The organism is Virgibacillus ainsalahensis, assembly GCF_055380755.1.
Genome location: NZ_AP043943.1, coordinates 1,380,243 through 1,395,959, shown reverse-complemented (window position 1 = coordinate 1,395,959; position 15,717 = coordinate 1,380,243). Strand labels below are relative to the sequence as shown.

Genomic DNA, 15,717 nt, shown 5'->3' with positions numbered 1-15,717 from the left:
GAAAACCAGAAAAAAAGATCGGGTTCTCTCCCGACCTTTTTCTCTCAAATTACCACCAAGTAATAATCCCAAGTGCAGCCAATGTCAATAAAGCTGCCCATAAACCACCATAAATCATCACTGCTGGCATTTCATGATTTTTATCTTTCATGTGCATAAAATAATAAAACTGAAACCCTACTTGGACAATTGCCAATACAAGCAGTACGGGAATAAGAAACATACTTTCCATCACTTCTGCTGCAACGAGGGCAAATGCGATAATCGTAAAGCCTATCATTAATGCAAATGAAATTACTTGTTTTTTCATTTCTTCTTTCTTTTTGTGCTTATGGAACGAATTAATTTTATCGGTATTCATATTCTCTGTCATAAATTAACTCACCATCCCCATTAAGTATACAACTGTGAAGATAAACACCCAAACAACATCAATAAAATGCCAGTACAAGCTAAATGTATTATATTTAGGTGCGTTGTATAAATTCAATCCTCTTTTAGCATTACGAACCATTAATGAAATCAGCCAGCTGAGGCCAAACACTACGTGTCCGCCGTGAAAACCGACTAATGTATAAAAAGCTGAACCAAAAGCTGATGAACGGAAAGTGAATCCGTAATCTATAATATAGTGCGCGAACTCATAAATTTCACATGCAAGGAAGCCAATACCCAATAAAGCAGTAATTCCCAGCCATAGCTGCATCTTTTTGAAATCATTGTTTTTCATATGATACATCGCATAAACACTAGTCAAAGAACTGGTTAACAACAACATTGTCATAAGAAAAACTAATTCAAGGCCAAATAAATCTTGTGAACTCGGACCTTCAGCTGTTGAATTTCTCAAAGCAATATATGTTCCAAAAAGTGAAGCAAAAAGAACTGTTTCACCACCGAGGAAAAACCATAGGCCAAGAAATTTATTTTTCCCTTCCAGGGTAGCTTTCTCTGGCTCCTGCGGCATTGTTTCAGGGTTTAAGGAGTGATCGTGACTCATGTCATTCAGCCTCCCTTTCTAGTTCTTCTTTTGTAATATGATGGCCATGATCGTCTTTCAATGAACGGGTTAACATGCAGCCAAGAGCAATTGCCATTCCTGCGTAAAGTGCAATTAACCATAACTTATTGTCTGTTTGATAGATAAATCCAAAGCTGGCAATAAAGAATCCGACCGTCATAAGAAACGGTAAAATGGATCCGTTTGGCATATGAATTTCATCTACCGGTTCAGCAGGTGTCATCTTGCCATTACCATCCATTTTTTCTATCCATAATGGATCCAATCCACGGACCAATGGCAATTGTTTAAAGTTATAATGCTTTGGCGGTGAAGAAATAGCCCATTCTAGTGTACGGCCATCCCATGGGTCAGCTGGAGCCTTTTCTCCTTTAACAGTTGTGTAGATGATGTTAATAACGAATATTAACCCACCAACCCCCATTAAGAAAGCGCCAATTGTACTAATTAGGTTACCAGTATCTAATCCCTGGTTTTCCAGGAAGACCCAATAACGACGAGGCATTCCCATTAGTCCCAAGAAGTGCTGTATAAAGAAAGTCAGATGGAACCCTATAAAGAAAAGCCAAAAAGCAATTTTACCCATTGCTTCATTCAGAATTCTACCAAACATTTTAGGCCACCAGTAATGAAGCCCGGCTAAGATCCCAAATACTGTTCCACCAACAATTACGTAGTGGAAATGCGCAATAACAAAATACGTGTCATGATATTGGTAGTCAGCTACAGTTGAAGCAAGCATAACACCAGTCATTCCACCGATTGTAAAGGAAGGAATGAACGCTAATGTCCAAAGCATAGCAGAGTTGATTGTAATGCTTCCACCCCACATTGTAGCAAGCCAGTTAAATATTTTAATCCCTGTAGGTACTGCAATTGCCATTGTTGCTATCGCAAAGATCGCATTGGCAGCTGGTCCCAGACCAACAGTAAACATATGGTGTGCCCAAACCATAAACCCTAGGAATGCAATTAGTATCGTTGCAAACACCATTGCCGTATAACCAAACAAACGTTTCTTCGAGAATGTTGGAAAAATTTCACTGAAGACACCAAATGCAGGCAATATCAGAATATACACTTCTGGATGCCCAAAAATCCAGAATAAATGCTGCCAGATGATGGCATTACCACCAAGCGCAACATCAAAAAATGCTGAACCAAACATACGATCAAACATTAGTAGGAATAATCCTACTGTTAATGCTGGAAAAGCAAATAAAATTAATACACTTGATATAAACGTTGTCCATGAGAATAATGGCATACGCATATATGTCATACCAGGTGCACGCATTGTTACGATTGTAACGAGGAAGTTAATCCCCCCTATTAAAGTACCTGCACCAGATAATTGTAACCCCATTACGTAGAAATCAACTCCATGTCCGGGGGACTGGATCGATAATGGAGCATAGGATGTCCATCCTGCATCAGGTGCTCCTCCTAAAAACCAACTACAGTTTAGAAGAACTCCACCAAGGAAGAACAACCAAAAACCAAGTGAGTTCAGAAATGGAAAAGCCACATCACGAGCCCCGATTTGAAGGGGCATGATTACGTTCATTAAACCTAATAATATCGGCATGGCAGCCAGGAATATCATTGTAGTTCCGTGCATGGTAATCATTTCATTATAAAGACCAGCACTGATAAAATCATTTTCAGGTACGATAAGCTGAATACGTATAATCAAGGCTTCTATACCGCCGAGTATGAAGAAGAGCCCACCACCGATTATATATAATATACCAATTTTTTTATGGTCAACAGTAGTAAGGTAATCCCATAAAACAGCGGCAAAACCCCTCTTTTGAGTAGCTGCTATACTCAAATCATAAACCTCCCTTTTACATCTTCCATTCCAATTTTTCTATCTTAAAATATTAATTACCTGCACTTTCAGGTGTTACCTCAGAAGGCTGTAATTGCATTAAATATTCCGCAATACTACTCGCTTCCTCTTCGGAAAGTTCAGGATAATTACCAGTCATTAAGTTGCCTGGTTTAATTGATTCAGGGTCCATAAGCCAGTCAACCAAGTTTTCCTTCGTTGGTTCAAGGATACCTGCCACTGTTGAACGGTCACCAAAGCTGGTCAGGTTTGGCCCAACTTGTGCAGGAGAAGAACCTATAGCATGACAAGCTACACAACTATTTTCCTCAAACAGTGCTTTACCATCCTGGGCGACAGCATCTTGTGGTTCCTCATCCGGATCTACGTTTTGCATATCAGAAACCCATTGGTCAAATTCTTCCTGACTGACTGCAATCACTTTAAAATCCATCAGTGAGTGTGCCGGTCCACAAAGCTCTGCACATTTCCCCCAATATACACCTTCCTCATTTGCTTCAATATACATTGTGTTTACATTCTCAGGGTTAACATCCATTTTACCGGAAATTGCCGGTACCCAAAATGAATGGATCACGTCAGAAGATATCATGTTTAAATAAACTTTTTCCCCGACAGGAATATACATATCCTGACTGGTTTGAATTTCCTGACCTTCATAATTAAAATGCCACCAGTACTGACTGCCTGTAACTTCGATATTCAAAGCATCCTCTGCTGCAGATTCATCCGCTAAATCAAATGTTGCCGTAACAGTCGGTACAGCGATGATAAGTACTAAAAAAATTGGAATAATTGTCCATACAGTCTCCAGTGTTTTATTTCCTTCCACCTGTTTCGGTATGTAATCTTCCTGTCCTTTCTTCCTACGAAAGCGCATAATAGCAATCACATAAACAATCATAACAATTAGAAACACAAAAGCCATTACTGCTGTGGAAATAATTATTAAGTTCAAAGAGGATTCAGCACCATATCCCTTTGGTATAAAAGATGTTAAGTTTTCTTTTCCACAACCAGCTAACAGCAGGGCTATTATGCTCACTGAAAAGAATGCTTTAAATTTTCCCATCCAACCTTTCATGTATTCATACCTCTCTTTCTCTTTGTGGATTCCTTATATTTGATATTAATTAAGGACAAATTTTCAATTAAAAATAGGTAACGTAACAATGACCATCATTAAAAATAGAATGGTTAGGTAATTCAATGAATAAATAAAAACCATATTCGCCCATTTCAGATCATCTTTCATAAAAAATCCTCTCATACCAATAAACAACCAACCCAGATTAAGTAATGTAGCAATTATTACAAAAGTTATTCCCAGCGATGATAATAAGAAGGGTAATGGCAGCAAACAGGCAATATATACAACAATTTGCCTTTTTGTAAATTCAAAGCCATGTACAACTGGGAGCATTGGTATTTTCGCTTTCTTGTAATCGTCTACTTTTTTCATTGCTAACGCAAGAAAATGCGGAGTCTGCCATATAAACATAATTAAAAACAGAACAAATGGCACCACATGAAAAGATGGATCAATTGCCGTCCATCCAATTAATGGAGGCATCGCCCCAGAAAAACTTCCAATTATGGTGTTAAGAGTATATTTCCTCTTTGTCCACATCGTATACAGCACAACATAGGTAAACCAGCCAAAGAAAGCGAGCATTGCCGCTTGGACCGTAGTAAAAAACAGCAAAATTAAGCCTAATATGGTTGTTGCAATTCCCATTAATAGGACTGTATTAAGCGTCAATTTACCGGTAACAGTTGGACGGGTTTTTGTCCTCGACATAACCGGATCAATATCGACATCATACCAATTATTCAGCACACATCCTCCAGCTATAACTAACGCTACTCCCGTCATTGTCAACAAAAAAACATCCCACTCTGCAGACAAGGAAGAATTCGTAAAATACAATGCCAGCCAAAATCCAGCGAAGGCAGTTATTAAATTGGAATTTACGATACCTATTTTAAATAGGGCTTTTAAATCAGAGATTAGTGCGGTTTTGTTTTCTTTAGAGACAACATCCTTTTCAATCATATGTGAAGAAGATGTCTCCACGTTGCTCATCTATATTATCCCCCCTTCAACTCCCGCCAATTAAGCAAGCATAGTAGTATCGAGTATACATCCTACTGAAAATAATATACTTGCCTGTATACTGATCATCGATTTAATTGTACCATGGAATTGTTTTACATTCTAATTAATTATATAACATTCTTCACATTGTTCAAGTCCCATAAAATCAGTAAATATGTAAAAAACGACTTAAAAACAGAAAAGAATAAAACCCATTGCAAGTACATCGTATTTCCCAGAATACAAGTAAGTATAGCATATAGCCTATATTATTTCTAGCAGACTAAGTTGGAAAATGCAAGCGTTTTTCTATATTTGTCGCTAAAAAGGATAATTAAATATGAGAGTATAACAATTGTGTGTCATTTGTAATTTTTTGTAGCTATTCCATTGCTTTCTACAAGGGAAAAATATTATTATTAATCTATCGTGTGAAATTTCTAAGGTTAAATTATTAGAAAAACTGCCTTAACTCAAGGTCTTATTCATAGTGATGCAAAAGTAAAGTTTCATTCTACTAACTGCCAAAAAATAAAAAGTGAGGATATAACATGATTAAAACATTAAAGTGGCTCTCCGTCACCGCTACATTAGGAATGGTATTTGTCCTGATTGGTGGAGCGCTCGTAACAAAAACGGATTCCGGAGATGGTTGTGGTGACAGTTGGCCATTATGCCATGGACAATTTATGCCAAGTGAGATAACTCCGGAGCTGGTCATAGAATTAAGCCATCGTTTAGTATCAGGTGGTATGGGCATTGTTGTTCTATTATTGGCTATTCTGGCATGGAAAAATATCGGGCATATCCGTGAAGTAAAGTTTTTAGCTTTCTTATCTGTATTCTTTTTAATGGCTCAGGCATTAATCGGTGCTGCAGCAGTAATGTGGAGTCAATCTGATTTTGTTTTGGCTGCCCATTTCGGAATTTCTTTAGTCTCGTTTGCGTCAATTTTTTTACTGATGCTACTTATATTTGAAATTGACAAAAAGTTCGATGCCAGATCCTTGATTATACAAAAAAAACACAGAATCGAAATTTACGCATTGACAATCTATGCATTTATCGTTGTCTATACAGGGGCATTAGTCCGTCACACGGAAGCCAATTTGGTTTGTAGGGATTGGCCATTCTGCAATAATGCTTCTCCATTCGCATTTTCTGCTTACAGTCTGGAGCAATGGATCCAAATGGGACATCGCCTTGCAGCAGGTCTTCTGTTTATATGGACCCTTGTACTTTTCATCAAAATCATGAAAAACTATCATCATAGCAAAATAATGTATTGGGGTTGGATCATCACGTTTTCACTAATATCTTTACAGGTGTTATCAGGTGCACTAATCATTTTCACTATGCTGAACCTGGGGATTGCTTTACTCCATGCATTCATCATCTCCTGTTATTTTGGTATGTTAAGTTATTTCATCTTGCTTTCTTCAAGAAGTGCCAAATATGAAAAAATGAATAAAAACAGGTAGTGGATTTTACACCACTACCTGTTTTTTTATTCATTCCTTATTTATTCAAATTCGATCAATAAATCATCAACTGCTATTGTTTCTCCTGTATTAACATGGATGTTTTTTATAACCCCAGAAAAAGGTGCCTGAACGGTTGTTTCCATTTTCATCGCCTCAGTAATTAATAAGTAATCACCTTTACTGACCTGGTCCCCTTTTGTACAATTAACTTCCAGTACAGTACCAGGCATTGTTGCACCAATTTGTTTCTCATTACCTTTTTCTACTTTTGGTTTTGTTTCTAATAGAGACTGTACACTTTCATCTTTTACGGTAATTTCACGTCGTTGCCCGTTAAGCTCAAAATAGACTACACGTGTACCATCATCCATCGGCTCTGATATCGATACTAATTTAACAATAAGTGTTTTTCCTTGTTCAATCTCAACTTCGATTTCCTCGCCAAGCTTCATTCCATAGAAGAATGTAGGTGTATCTAGTACAGCCATATTACCATATGTTTCATAAAACTGATTATAATCCATAAACACTTTTGGATAAAGAGCATATGTGATTAGATCAAAACTGGTAACTTGGCGTCCAAGATTATTAAATAGTGATTCTCTTAAAGAGCCAAAATCAATTGGTTCAAGTAATTCACCTGGCCTTACATTTATAGCTTCTCTTCCCTTTAAAATAATCTGTTGCAATTCTTGTGGAAAACCTTGATATGGTTGCCCAAGATACCCTTGAGCAAACTCTATTACAGATTCAGGGAAATCAATCGATTCTCCTCGCTCATAAATATCTTTTTCCGCCAGGTTATTTTGAACCATAAATAACGCCATGTCACCAACTACTTTCGACGACGGTGTAACTTTGACAACATCACCGAACATATCATTTACTTGACGGAACATTGATTTCACTTCATTCCAGCGGTCCTCAAGACCAACTGCTTTTGCTTGCTGTTTTAAATTACTGTATTGTCCGCCAGGCATTTCATGCATATATATTTCTGAATGTGGTGCATTCATTCCGCTTTCAAAATCCTGATAGTACTCTCTAATACCTTCCCAGTAATAGGAGAGCTTCTCATATGACTTTACATCTATGCTTGGTTGCCGCTCAGTGCCTTCTAGAGCATGAAAGAGTGTCTGCGCACTAGGCTGTGATGTTAAACCAGCCATTGGCCCTGCAGCTACATCTACTGCGTCAACTCCTGCATCTATAGCACGGGCGTACGTATGAATCCCGTTTCCGCTAGTATCATGCGTGTGAAGGTGAACAGGCAAATCTACTGTTTCTTTCAAGCTAGCTATTAACTGGTAGGCTGCCTCAGGCTTTAACAATCCTGCCATATCTTTAATTCCCAGAATGTGAGCACCTGAGTTCTCCAGTTCCTTTGCTAGATTTATATAATAAGAAAGGTCATACTTAGAACGGCCTGTATCCAATATATTTCCCGTATAACACATAGAGGCTTCGGCAATTTTATTATTCTCTCTCACCGTCTCGATAGCAAGCTGCATGCCTTCCAACCAATTTAAGCTGTCAAAGATACGGAAAACGTCAATCCCTGCATTTGCACTTTTTTCTACAAACTGATTAATTAGATTATCCGGATAGTTTTTGTATCCCACTGCATTACTTGCCCGTAATAACATTTGTAAGAGCACATTAGGCATTTGTTTGCGTAAATGCAGGAGTCTGTCCCATGGATCCTCTTTTAAAAATCGGTAAGCTACATCAAATGTCGCTCCACCCCACATCTCAACAGAGAATAGGTTTGGCAGCAAACGAGCTGTTGGTTCAGCTATCTGTTCAAGATCTTTTGATCTAATTCTAGTAGCAAGCAATGACTGGTGTGCATCCCGGAAAGTTGTATCGGTCAGTTTTACTTCTTTTTGTTCCTTCAACCATTTTGCTACACCTTCAGGACCTTGTTCTTCCAGTATTTGTTTGGTACCTTTAGGCATTTCAGCTGAATGATCCACTTTAGGAATAATTAATCCAGAAAAGTCAGGCTTTTCTTTTGGAGGCATACCTTCTCCACCATTTACTGTTGTATGCGCAATATACGAAAGCATTTTTGTTCCACGGTCTTTACGTTTTGGAAAAACAAATAACTCAGGGGTTTCATCAACGAAATTCGTATTATATTGTGCGTTTAAAAACATTTCATGCTGCAAAACATTTTCTAAAAAAGGTATATTGGTTTTAATACCCCGAATTCTAAACTCTTTCAAGTTACGCGACATTTTATTTGCAGCCTGTTCAAATGTCAAAGCCCATGTAGAAACTTTTACAAGCAGTGAATCATAATGTGGTGAAATTACCGCACCCTGAAACCCATTACCCGCATCCAGACGTACTCCAAAACCGCCACCCGTTCGATAAGCAATGATTTTTCCTGTGTCCGGCATAAAATTATTTAAAGGATCTTCTGTAGTCACCCTTGATTGAATTGCATAACCACTGACATTAATTTCATCCTGATTCGGAATACTAACTGATTCACCGTGCAATTCCAGCCCTTGAGCTACTTTAATCTGTGTCTGGACAATATCTATACCGGTTATCATTTCTGTTATCGTATGCTCAACTTGTACTCTAGGGTTTACTTCAATGAAATAAAATTCATCATCTGTCACTAAAAATTCTACTGTTCCCGCATTTTTATAATCTACGTTTTTCATTAAATCTACAGCGGCTTTACATATTTCCTCGCGGAGTGAACTTGTCAAAGAAAGGCTGGGAGCAACTTCCACCAGCTTTTGATGTCTTCGCTGTATAGAACAATCTCTTTCGTGAAGATGAACTACATTCCCTTTTTCATCACCGATAATCTGTACTTCAATATGCTTTGGATTTTCTATTAGTTTTTCCAAATAAACTTCATCATCACCGAATGCTGCTTTCGCTTCAGATTTAGCTCGGTCATAAGATTCAGATAATTCCGCTTCACTTCGGACTATTCTCATCCCTCTTCCACCGCCGCCGAGTGATGCTTTTATAATAATAGGATAACCATGCTCTTTAGCAAATGCATCCGCTTCTTCAACGGAGGAGATAGCTCCATCACTACCCGGTATAACAGGAATCCCTGCATTGATAGCCTGGGTTCTCGCTTTCACCTTATCCCCAAACATATTTAAATGGTCACTGGTTGGGCCGATAAAAATAATACCTTCTTCTTCACAACGTCTGGCAAATTCAATATTTTCCGATAAAAATCCATATCCCGGATGTATTGCATCGACACCCACACTTTTTGCCAGATCAATTATACCTTCAATATCCAAGTAGGCATCAATTGGTTTTTTTCCTTCCCCAATTAAATATGCCTCGTCCGCCTTGAAGCGGTGATAGGATTTATTATCCTCCTTAGAATATACAGCAACTGTACGAATATTCATCTCTGTACATGCACGGAAAACCCTAATAGCAATTTCCCCGCGATTGGCAACCAATACTTTGTTTATTTGTTGTAATTCATCCATGTTTTTCCTCCTCTATTAATCGAACGATTTATCTCAGATTTTTCTGTAGTAACAGGTTTTTCTTCTTTGTTTACTGTCATTGCTACATTATTTAATATCCCCATCGAAGCCATCAAAACAAGTAGAGATGAACCTCCATAACTGACAAATGGAAGAGGAACACCAGTAATAGGGAGAATCCCGCTTATTGCCCCTAAATTGATAAATGCCTGTATCCCGACCATGGAAGAGATACCTATTGCGAGCAGTGCACCAAAACTGTCTTTACATTTTCTGGAAATAAATATTCCTCTAAGTACAATTACAGCAAGCAAACCAATCACAATAGCAACACCCAAAAAGCCCAATTCTTCCGCAATAATTGCCATAATAAAATCTGTATGAGCTTCCATCAGATAGCCAAGTTTTTGTACACTTTGACCAAGCCCTTCCCCAGTAAGTCCTCCCGTTCCAATAGCCAAGTAAGATTGGATTAACTGGTAACCACTTGAATCCGGAGCTTCAAAAGGACCGTACGCACCTGTGAACCTTTCAATCCGCGTATCTGTAAGCATATTCGGTATGGCAATAGCCATAATAGCCAACCCGATAAATATTAGAATAAATAAGTGTTTAAATCGAACTCCTGAACTAAAAATTACAGTACTGGCAATCAGTAATATAATCGCAGCGGTCCCTATATCCGGCTGCATGACGACGAGTGCCAAAATGATCCCCGTCATAATTAAAGGCGGCAAGACCCCTGTACTAAATTTATCAATATAGCTCTGTTTTTTTGAATATACAGAAGCTAAATACATGATTAGCGCTAATTTAGCAAATTCAGCCGGTTGCAGGCTAAGGGGGCCTATTACGAACCATGATTTTGCATTATTTATAGTTGTTCCAAAAAACAGCACACCTACCAATAATAAAATTACACCAACAATTATAATTTTCATCAATTTTTGATAATATCTATATGGAAAAATGCTGCAGAACACAAACACCACCATGCCAATGCTGAACCATATCGACTGTCTGATTAGGTAATGCGTACTTTCACTCCCTTCTACAACAGCAATGACCATACTGGCGCTATAGATCATGACTAACCCAAAAGCTGTCAGAACGAGAGGTGTAATAATCAATGTAAAGTCATAATCTTTTATTTTCTGTATCATCTTACGTCTCCCCAAAATTATATGTAATGGGTGTAAAGATGACTTTATTATTTTCAATAGTATAACACATTGTTTCATTAATGTGTTATATTTCATGAAATGTATGAAAATTCACCTTTCACCGCTAACGGGACTCTACCCCTCTAAGTAATGATCGTAGTAAACAAAAAAACCTTGCCGATTAACATGTTGGCAAAGTTTTCGCTTCATAATTTACGCCAAATCATGAACAAATAAATGTTACACAGATTTTTGTGCTGCTTCATGCAGTATATTGAGCTTCTTCTCTAAATTTTCCATAATTGCTTTACCTTCATCCTCACTGATTAGGTTCAAACGAACAGCAAAATCTATTTCTCTGGAGAGCCCAAACATTTGTGTATCCAATACATCTTCGTATACAGGGCATTGCGGCATTGTTAAGTTTTCAATTTGAACTTCTATCAGTCGCAGGATTTTATCAGCATCAGCCTTAAGAAGGGCATGGGCTTTTTCACGATGAGTTATAGTCACCTCAGGCATCATATATATCCCCTCCAATAAAAAGACATCTTTCTATAACTATATTATCGTTAGAAACAAGAAATTGCAAATGAATTAATAAACTTTTTTCATAATATTTAATTCATTACTAATGAAATATCTTTTCCAGTCTGCTATTCTAATTAAAGAAATATATGAAGGAGTGAAAGTCAAATGATCGTACCAATAACCGGAAATGTTGCCTATTCCATTACATTAGACCCCACTGTCTGGATTTTTGATGACAGAAAAATATTGCTCGACGATGCGTTCAAGGATAAAAAGCACGAGGAAAGTACGACGGATGAACTGGAAAAAGCATCTGAAAGATTTAGCCGGGAAGTTTATCAGCAAAATATTAAGCCCCCAGTAAATAAAAGTATTTCACGACTTGAAGGAAAGGAAATATTAACAAATTCCTATGTTATGCCAATACAGGACTTTGTAGATAATGCTGAAATCAATTCAGATGCCAAATATGCTTCAGTAGTAACAAATGATGGCGAGGAAAAGCTGTCCCTGGATCAGCTAAAAAATTGCTATTTCCTATTTGCAATAGATGGGAAACCATTAAAAGAAGATGGCCCGGTACATTTGTACTATAAAGATGGCTCTAATAAAGACAATCCGATCAAGTATGTCACTAAAATAATTATTAATTAATGTTCAAAAGCTGTAACAGCCTTCTGTTACAGCTTTTGATTTATACATAGCAAAACAATGATTCATGCGACATACAGTACTGACCCTAAAGCTTTGTGGTCATTCATATGTTTCTTCGTATAATTTATTCCATTCCAACCAAAATAACGTTAACGGACAACTGTTAGGAGGAATGTTTTAATGAAGATACGAATAGGTATATTTTCATTGTCAATCTTATTATTTGTAATAGGCTGCCAACAAGAGGACGCAGAGGAGCCTCTGGCACAGAATGAAGAAAACAATAAAATACTGCAGGTAGAAAATTCTGACCCTCAGGAGCTGCAGGAATTGGAGAACACTGATATCGCCGATCATTTAGCTAACATAGCAAGTGATGTTCCGGATGTAGATGATGCTGCTGCTGTAGTTGCTGGTCCTTATGTAGTTGTTGGTATTGACGTAGACAAAGATCTTGATCGCTCAAGAGTAGGTACAATCAAATATTCCGTATTGGAAACACTTTATCATGACCCCTATGGAAAAACAGCAGTCGTGGTAGCAGATGCTGATGTGACAGAAAGAATACGTGGCATGGGTAACAAAATTAGTCAGGGGCATCCTGTACAAGGAATCGTGGATGAACTTGCTGCGATTGTTGGCAGATATATGCCTGATTTTCCAATTAGCAATGAACAGCCTCAAGAACCTGATCAAAATAAAGAAGTTTTACCTGAAGAAGATGAAAAGAAATTGCAAGACGTGGAAGATGAACAGTCTTATCATAAAAACAAGCAGGAGTAAGAAAAAAGCCAGTCTAGATAAATTTTATACGCTGGAGTAGAAACGAATATTTCTCTTAATATTAGAAAACGTGGCTTTTCGCCAAACGCTTGTGGCGAAAAGCCCTTAGTCAGCACTTATACAGTAATAAATTTTCTTTCTTAGCTACTAACAAAAGGTGAATGCCGGTTTATCCGAAATTCACCTTTTTTCATATCCCATGCATCAAAAGTTCCGCAAACAGGATAGTTTTTTATTGTTGCTGGTTGTCACTTGTATTTTCATTCTTCTCTTCATTGTAATATTGAACACCAAACTGGGAACCTTCAGAAACCATTTTGGCATTCTCCAACTGGGAAAGTTCCTTATTTTCTGATTGATCTGGAACGCCAGCATTTTCAAATGTGGAATTTGTTTCATTATTGTAACTTATAACCTTTTCTTTTACATCATTAATCTTTTGAATAACTCTGTCTCGGTTTTGCCTATCTTTTAGAAAATAACCTGCCGCTGTTACACCAGCCGCTCCAACAGTTGATAAAATATAACGTTTCTTCATCGAATCGCCCTTTCATTTAACTTTATTATATAATATACCCGTGTATTTTTATATAAAACGTAAAATGGCCCTTCTTTTATACAAATCTCCCCTATGTTATACTATTAACATGTTTAAAGAAGCAATAATCTTGAGGTGAAAATATGCAAGTAAAATGCGCTATATGTGATAATGTACAAACATTGGAGGACGATTCTCCGGAAGCTAAACGATTAAGAAACCGAAGAATCCATATGTTCTTATGTCAATCATGTTACGAACGAATTGAATATAAAACCAACCAACGTCACGCAACGGGAAACTTTAAATTATATGAGAAAAAGAAGAAGAAAAAGGATTTAATATAATTAAAAAAACGCCTATTCAGGCGTTTTTTAATTCGATTTCCTTTGCTTATACATCCTGAACCGATAAATAGCCAGGATAATTGCTACAACAATCAGACTTTCGGTAATCGGTAAGTTGAAGATACTGAATATTGTTATGATGTATGTACCAATAGCTAGAACAATATAAACAAATACTGTTTTAATTGAAGATAACTTCCTCGCAAATCCTAATTGATAGGCTATGGCAGCAAATATAAAATTAAGTACATAAAAAACCCAGAAAATATTATCGGTACCAAAGTTTTCTAAGATTATATCAAAAAGAAAAGTGAAATCCTCGTTTTCCATCTGTCTCCCCCATTGTAAATGTTGTATCCATCATTATCTATTTTAGATTAAAAACCCATGTACCATCATACTAAATCTTTTAAAATGATGCTAGCTTAAGCTTAATATTAAATTTAATCCTATACTAAAGCACTTTTAAAATGATAAACTATCTATTAGTGGAAGGTTGTATAAACTTACTATACAGTATACTAATTATACATATTAGAGGTGTTTAGATGAAAAATATTAATTTTCCTATGCTTATGCTGGCTATCCTTGTCATCTCAATGTTTATGGCAGTTGGAGTCGCAATAGCATTCCGCAATATCGGCTTTATCATTCTGTTCATTGCATTAGGCTTTGCCCTAATGGGGTACGGTATATCCTTAAAACGTAAAAGAAAGTGACTCCCGCGGGTCACTTTCTTCCTTTTTTAATATATTCATTAAGAAGCTCTTTTTGAATACTTTCATTACAAGTTAGAATGGAGCTCTTGTTAAGCATATCAAGCTGGTTTCCATCGATATCAGTGGTTACACCCTCTACCTCATTTACAATGACCATCCCAGCTGCTACATCCCATGGGGCAAGACTCATTGATAAATAACCATCAATGATACCTTCTGCAACATATACAAATTCCAGAGCGGCAGATCCATATGTTCTTGTACCACGGATTCTTTTAACAAATTGCTGCATCCACTGTTCTTCTATTAAACGGTTTTCACAAAGCCAGAAATGATTCAACCCAAATATAGCTTCCTCAAATTTTTTATCTTTTTCTAAAGGAGCTAGCCTTTTCCCATTTTTAAACGCACCATCATTTCTTTTCGCTTCATATAAAACATCAGCCATTACATCATAAATAATCCCTATTTCACCAATACCATCATGGTATACAGCTAAAGAAATGGCGAAATTCCTTTTCTGATGTACGAAATTCATTGTTCCATCTATCGGATCAATAATCCAGACAGTACCATCCAACGAAGTTAAATCGTCACCATACCCCTCTTCACTCAAAATATAATGGTCAGAATATTTATTTTTTATATTTGTTGTAAAAAAATACTCCGTTTCTTTATCCATTGCTGTTACAAGATCATTTGCATTTGATTTTGTATTAATTTTAAGTGGATTGTTTATTTTTTTTCGAATGTTTGTACCTGCTTTTAAAACCCATTCTTTTGCCTGATTGTATACATCCTCACGATACTGTGTATTCATATATCTTCCTCCACAATTTTTCTTTCCACCATCATATTACCAGATTGGAAGGATATCGTCATTGTAGACGGATTGAAATTACGATTAAAAACCTTTTTTTGCCAAGCTTTTATGGCGGTAAGGCCATAGCCCAAACTTATGCAGTAAGATAGTTTTATACATCACTGCTAAAATAAAATCCCAATGTGCTATTTTCTCTCTGCACATCGGGAAGATCAACTT

The 15,717-nt window shown here is 37.0% G+C and carries 16 protein-coding genes; 5 read left to right on the top strand and 11 right to left on the bottom strand.

Features of this window, described 5'->3' with window-relative positions:
- Positions 1 to 49: 49 nt before the first annotated feature.
- From ctaF to cyoE, 5 genes are all read right to left on the bottom strand, one after another.
- On the bottom strand, positions 50 to 373 hold the full coding sequence (gene ctaF, locus ACZ427_RS06595; RefSeq protein WP_461179769.1) for a cytochrome c oxidase subunit IVB: 324 nt from the start codon (positions 371 to 373) through the stop codon (positions 50 to 52).
- Between the two features lie 3 nt (positions 374 to 376).
- Positions 377 to 1,000 (bottom strand): cytochrome (ubi)quinol oxidase subunit III, encoded by a 624-nt coding sequence (locus ACZ427_RS06590; RefSeq protein WP_461179770.1) that lies wholly within the window; start codon positions 998 to 1,000, stop codon positions 377 to 379.
- Between the two features lies 1 nt (position 1,001).
- Positions 1,002 to 2,855, bottom strand: coding sequence for a cytochrome c oxidase subunit I (ctaD, locus tag ACZ427_RS06585; protein ID WP_461179771.1), 1,854 nt, complete (start codon positions 2,853 to 2,855; stop codon positions 1,002 to 1,004).
- Positions 2,856 to 2,907: 52 nt separating this feature from the next.
- On the bottom strand, positions 2,908 to 3,960 hold the full coding sequence (coxB, locus tag ACZ427_RS06580; protein ID WP_461179772.1) for a cytochrome c oxidase subunit II: 1,053 nt from the start codon (positions 3,958 to 3,960) through the stop codon (positions 2,908 to 2,910).
- A gap of 63 nt (positions 3,961 to 4,023) precedes the next feature.
- Entirely contained in the window at positions 4,024 to 4,962 is a 939-nt protein-coding gene (cyoE, locus tag ACZ427_RS06575) for a heme o synthase (RefSeq protein ID WP_461179773.1), read from the bottom strand.
- A 563-nt stretch (positions 4,963 to 5,525) separates the two neighbouring features.
- On the opposite strand from cyoE, the gene ACZ427_RS06570 reads away from it, so the two are divergent.
- Positions 5,526 to 6,455, top strand: a complete 930-nt coding sequence (locus tag ACZ427_RS06570) for a COX15/CtaA family protein (protein ID WP_461179774.1) — start codon at positions 5,526 to 5,528, stop codon at positions 6,453 to 6,455.
- Between the two features lie 41 nt (positions 6,456 to 6,496).
- On the opposite strand, the gene pyc is transcribed toward ACZ427_RS06570, so the two are convergent.
- From pyc to ACZ427_RS06555, 3 genes are all read right to left on the bottom strand, one after another.
- Positions 6,497 to 9,940 (bottom strand): pyruvate carboxylase, encoded by a 3,444-nt coding sequence (gene pyc / locus ACZ427_RS06565; protein ID WP_461179775.1) that lies wholly within the window; start codon positions 9,938 to 9,940, stop codon positions 6,497 to 6,499.
- Positions 9,919 to 11,103, bottom strand: a complete 1,185-nt coding sequence (ftsW, locus tag ACZ427_RS06560; RefSeq protein WP_461179776.1) for a putative lipid II flippase FtsW — start codon at positions 11,101 to 11,103, stop codon at positions 9,919 to 9,921. Before ftsW ends, pyc begins: the two co-directional genes overlap by 22 nt.
- A 240-nt stretch (positions 11,104 to 11,343) precedes the next feature.
- Positions 11,344 to 11,625, bottom strand: a complete 282-nt coding sequence (locus ACZ427_RS06555; RefSeq protein ID WP_461179827.1) for a YlaN family protein — start codon at positions 11,623 to 11,625, stop codon at positions 11,344 to 11,346.
- Positions 11,626 to 11,799: 174 nt separating this feature from the next.
- Here ACZ427_RS06555 and ACZ427_RS06550 point away from each other — a divergent pair, with 174 nt between their 5' ends.
- On the top strand, positions 11,800 to 12,288 hold the full coding sequence (locus ACZ427_RS06550) for a hypothetical protein (protein ID WP_461179777.1): 489 nt from the start codon (positions 11,800 to 11,802) through the stop codon (positions 12,286 to 12,288).
- A 180-nt stretch (positions 12,289 to 12,468) separates the two neighbouring features.
- On the top strand, positions 12,469 to 13,071 hold the full coding sequence (locus ACZ427_RS06545) for a YhcN/YlaJ family sporulation lipoprotein (RefSeq protein WP_461179778.1): 603 nt from the start codon (positions 12,469 to 12,471) through the stop codon (positions 13,069 to 13,071).
- A 232-nt stretch (positions 13,072 to 13,303) separates the two neighbouring features.
- On the opposite strand, the gene ACZ427_RS06540 is transcribed toward ACZ427_RS06545, so the two are convergent.
- On the bottom strand, positions 13,304 to 13,609 hold the full coding sequence (locus ACZ427_RS06540) for a hypothetical protein (RefSeq protein WP_461179779.1): 306 nt from the start codon (positions 13,607 to 13,609) through the stop codon (positions 13,304 to 13,306).
- Between the two features lie 143 nt (positions 13,610 to 13,752).
- Between ACZ427_RS06540 and ACZ427_RS06535 the strand changes: the two genes are divergently transcribed.
- A complete protein-coding gene (locus ACZ427_RS06535) occupies positions 13,753 to 13,956 on the top strand; it encodes a YlaI family protein (RefSeq protein WP_461179780.1) in 204 nt (67 codons plus the stop codon).
- Between the two features lie 27 nt (positions 13,957 to 13,983).
- Here ACZ427_RS06535 and ACZ427_RS06530 read toward each other — a convergent pair whose 3' ends face one another.
- Positions 13,984 to 14,286, bottom strand: coding sequence for a YlaH-like family protein (locus ACZ427_RS06530; RefSeq protein WP_461179781.1), 303 nt, complete (start codon positions 14,284 to 14,286; stop codon positions 13,984 to 13,986).
- 218 nt (positions 14,287 to 14,504) lie between these two features.
- Here ACZ427_RS06530 and ACZ427_RS06525 point away from each other — a divergent pair, with 218 nt between their 5' ends.
- The gene (locus ACZ427_RS06525; protein WP_461179782.1) at positions 14,505 to 14,675 is read left to right on the top strand and encodes a DUF5325 family protein; all 171 of its coding nucleotides are present in this window, start codon (positions 14,505 to 14,507) and stop codon (positions 14,673 to 14,675) included.
- A gap of 10 nt (positions 14,676 to 14,685) precedes the next feature.
- Here the strand turns inward: ACZ427_RS06525 and ACZ427_RS06520 are convergent, their stop codons facing one another.
- Positions 14,686 to 15,495, bottom strand: a complete 810-nt coding sequence (locus ACZ427_RS06520; RefSeq protein ID WP_461179783.1) for an inositol monophosphatase family protein — start codon at positions 15,493 to 15,495, stop codon at positions 14,686 to 14,688.
- Between the last annotated feature and the right edge of the window lie 222 nt (positions 15,496 to 15,717).

Excerpts from the sequence above, each read along its gene's own strand:
- ACZ427_RS06550 (WP_461179777.1), top strand. The coding sequence starts at position 11,800 with ATGATCGTACCAATAACCGGAAATGTTGCCTATTCCATTACATTAGAC.
- ACZ427_RS06555 (WP_461179827.1), bottom strand. The coding sequence starts at position 11,625 with ATGCCTGAGGTGACTATAACTCATCGTGAAAAAGCCCATGCCCTTCTT.
- cyoE (WP_461179773.1), bottom strand. The coding sequence starts at position 4,962 with ATGAGCAACGTGGAGACATCTTCTTCACATATGATTGAAAAGGATGTT.
- ACZ427_RS06530 (WP_461179781.1), bottom strand. The coding sequence starts at position 14,286 with ATGGAAAACGAGGATTTCACTTTTCTTTTTGATATAATCTTAGAAAAC.
- ftsW (WP_461179776.1), bottom strand. The coding sequence starts at position 11,103 with ATGATACAGAAAATAAAAGATTATGACTTTACATTGATTATTACACCT.
- ACZ427_RS06590 (WP_461179770.1), bottom strand. The coding sequence starts at position 1,000 with ATGAGTCACGATCACTCCTTAAACCCTGAAACAATGCCGCAGGAGCCA.
- ACZ427_RS06570 (WP_461179774.1), top strand. The coding sequence starts at position 5,526 with ATGATTAAAACATTAAAGTGGCTCTCCGTCACCGCTACATTAGGAATG.
- coxB (WP_461179772.1), bottom strand. The coding sequence starts at position 3,960 with ATGAAAGGTTGGATGGGAAAATTTAAAGCATTCTTTTCAGTGAGCATA.
- ACZ427_RS06545 (WP_461179778.1), top strand. The coding sequence starts at position 12,469 with ATGAAGATACGAATAGGTATATTTTCATTGTCAATCTTATTATTTGTA.
- ACZ427_RS06525 (WP_461179782.1), top strand. The coding sequence starts at position 14,505 with ATGAAAAATATTAATTTTCCTATGCTTATGCTGGCTATCCTTGTCATC.
- ACZ427_RS06535 (WP_461179780.1), top strand. The coding sequence starts at position 13,753 with ATGCAAGTAAAATGCGCTATATGTGATAATGTACAAACATTGGAGGAC.
- ACZ427_RS06540 (WP_461179779.1), bottom strand. The coding sequence starts at position 13,609 with ATGAAGAAACGTTATATTTTATCAACTGTTGGAGCGGCTGGTGTAACA.
- ctaF (WP_461179769.1), bottom strand. The coding sequence starts at position 373 with ATGACAGAGAATATGAATACCGATAAAATTAATTCGTTCCATAAGCAC.
- ACZ427_RS06520 (WP_461179783.1), bottom strand. The coding sequence starts at position 15,495 with ATGAATACACAGTATCGTGAGGATGTATACAATCAGGCAAAAGAATGG.
- pyc (WP_461179775.1), bottom strand. The coding sequence starts at position 9,940 with ATGGATGAATTACAACAAATAAACAAAGTATTGGTTGCCAATCGCGGG.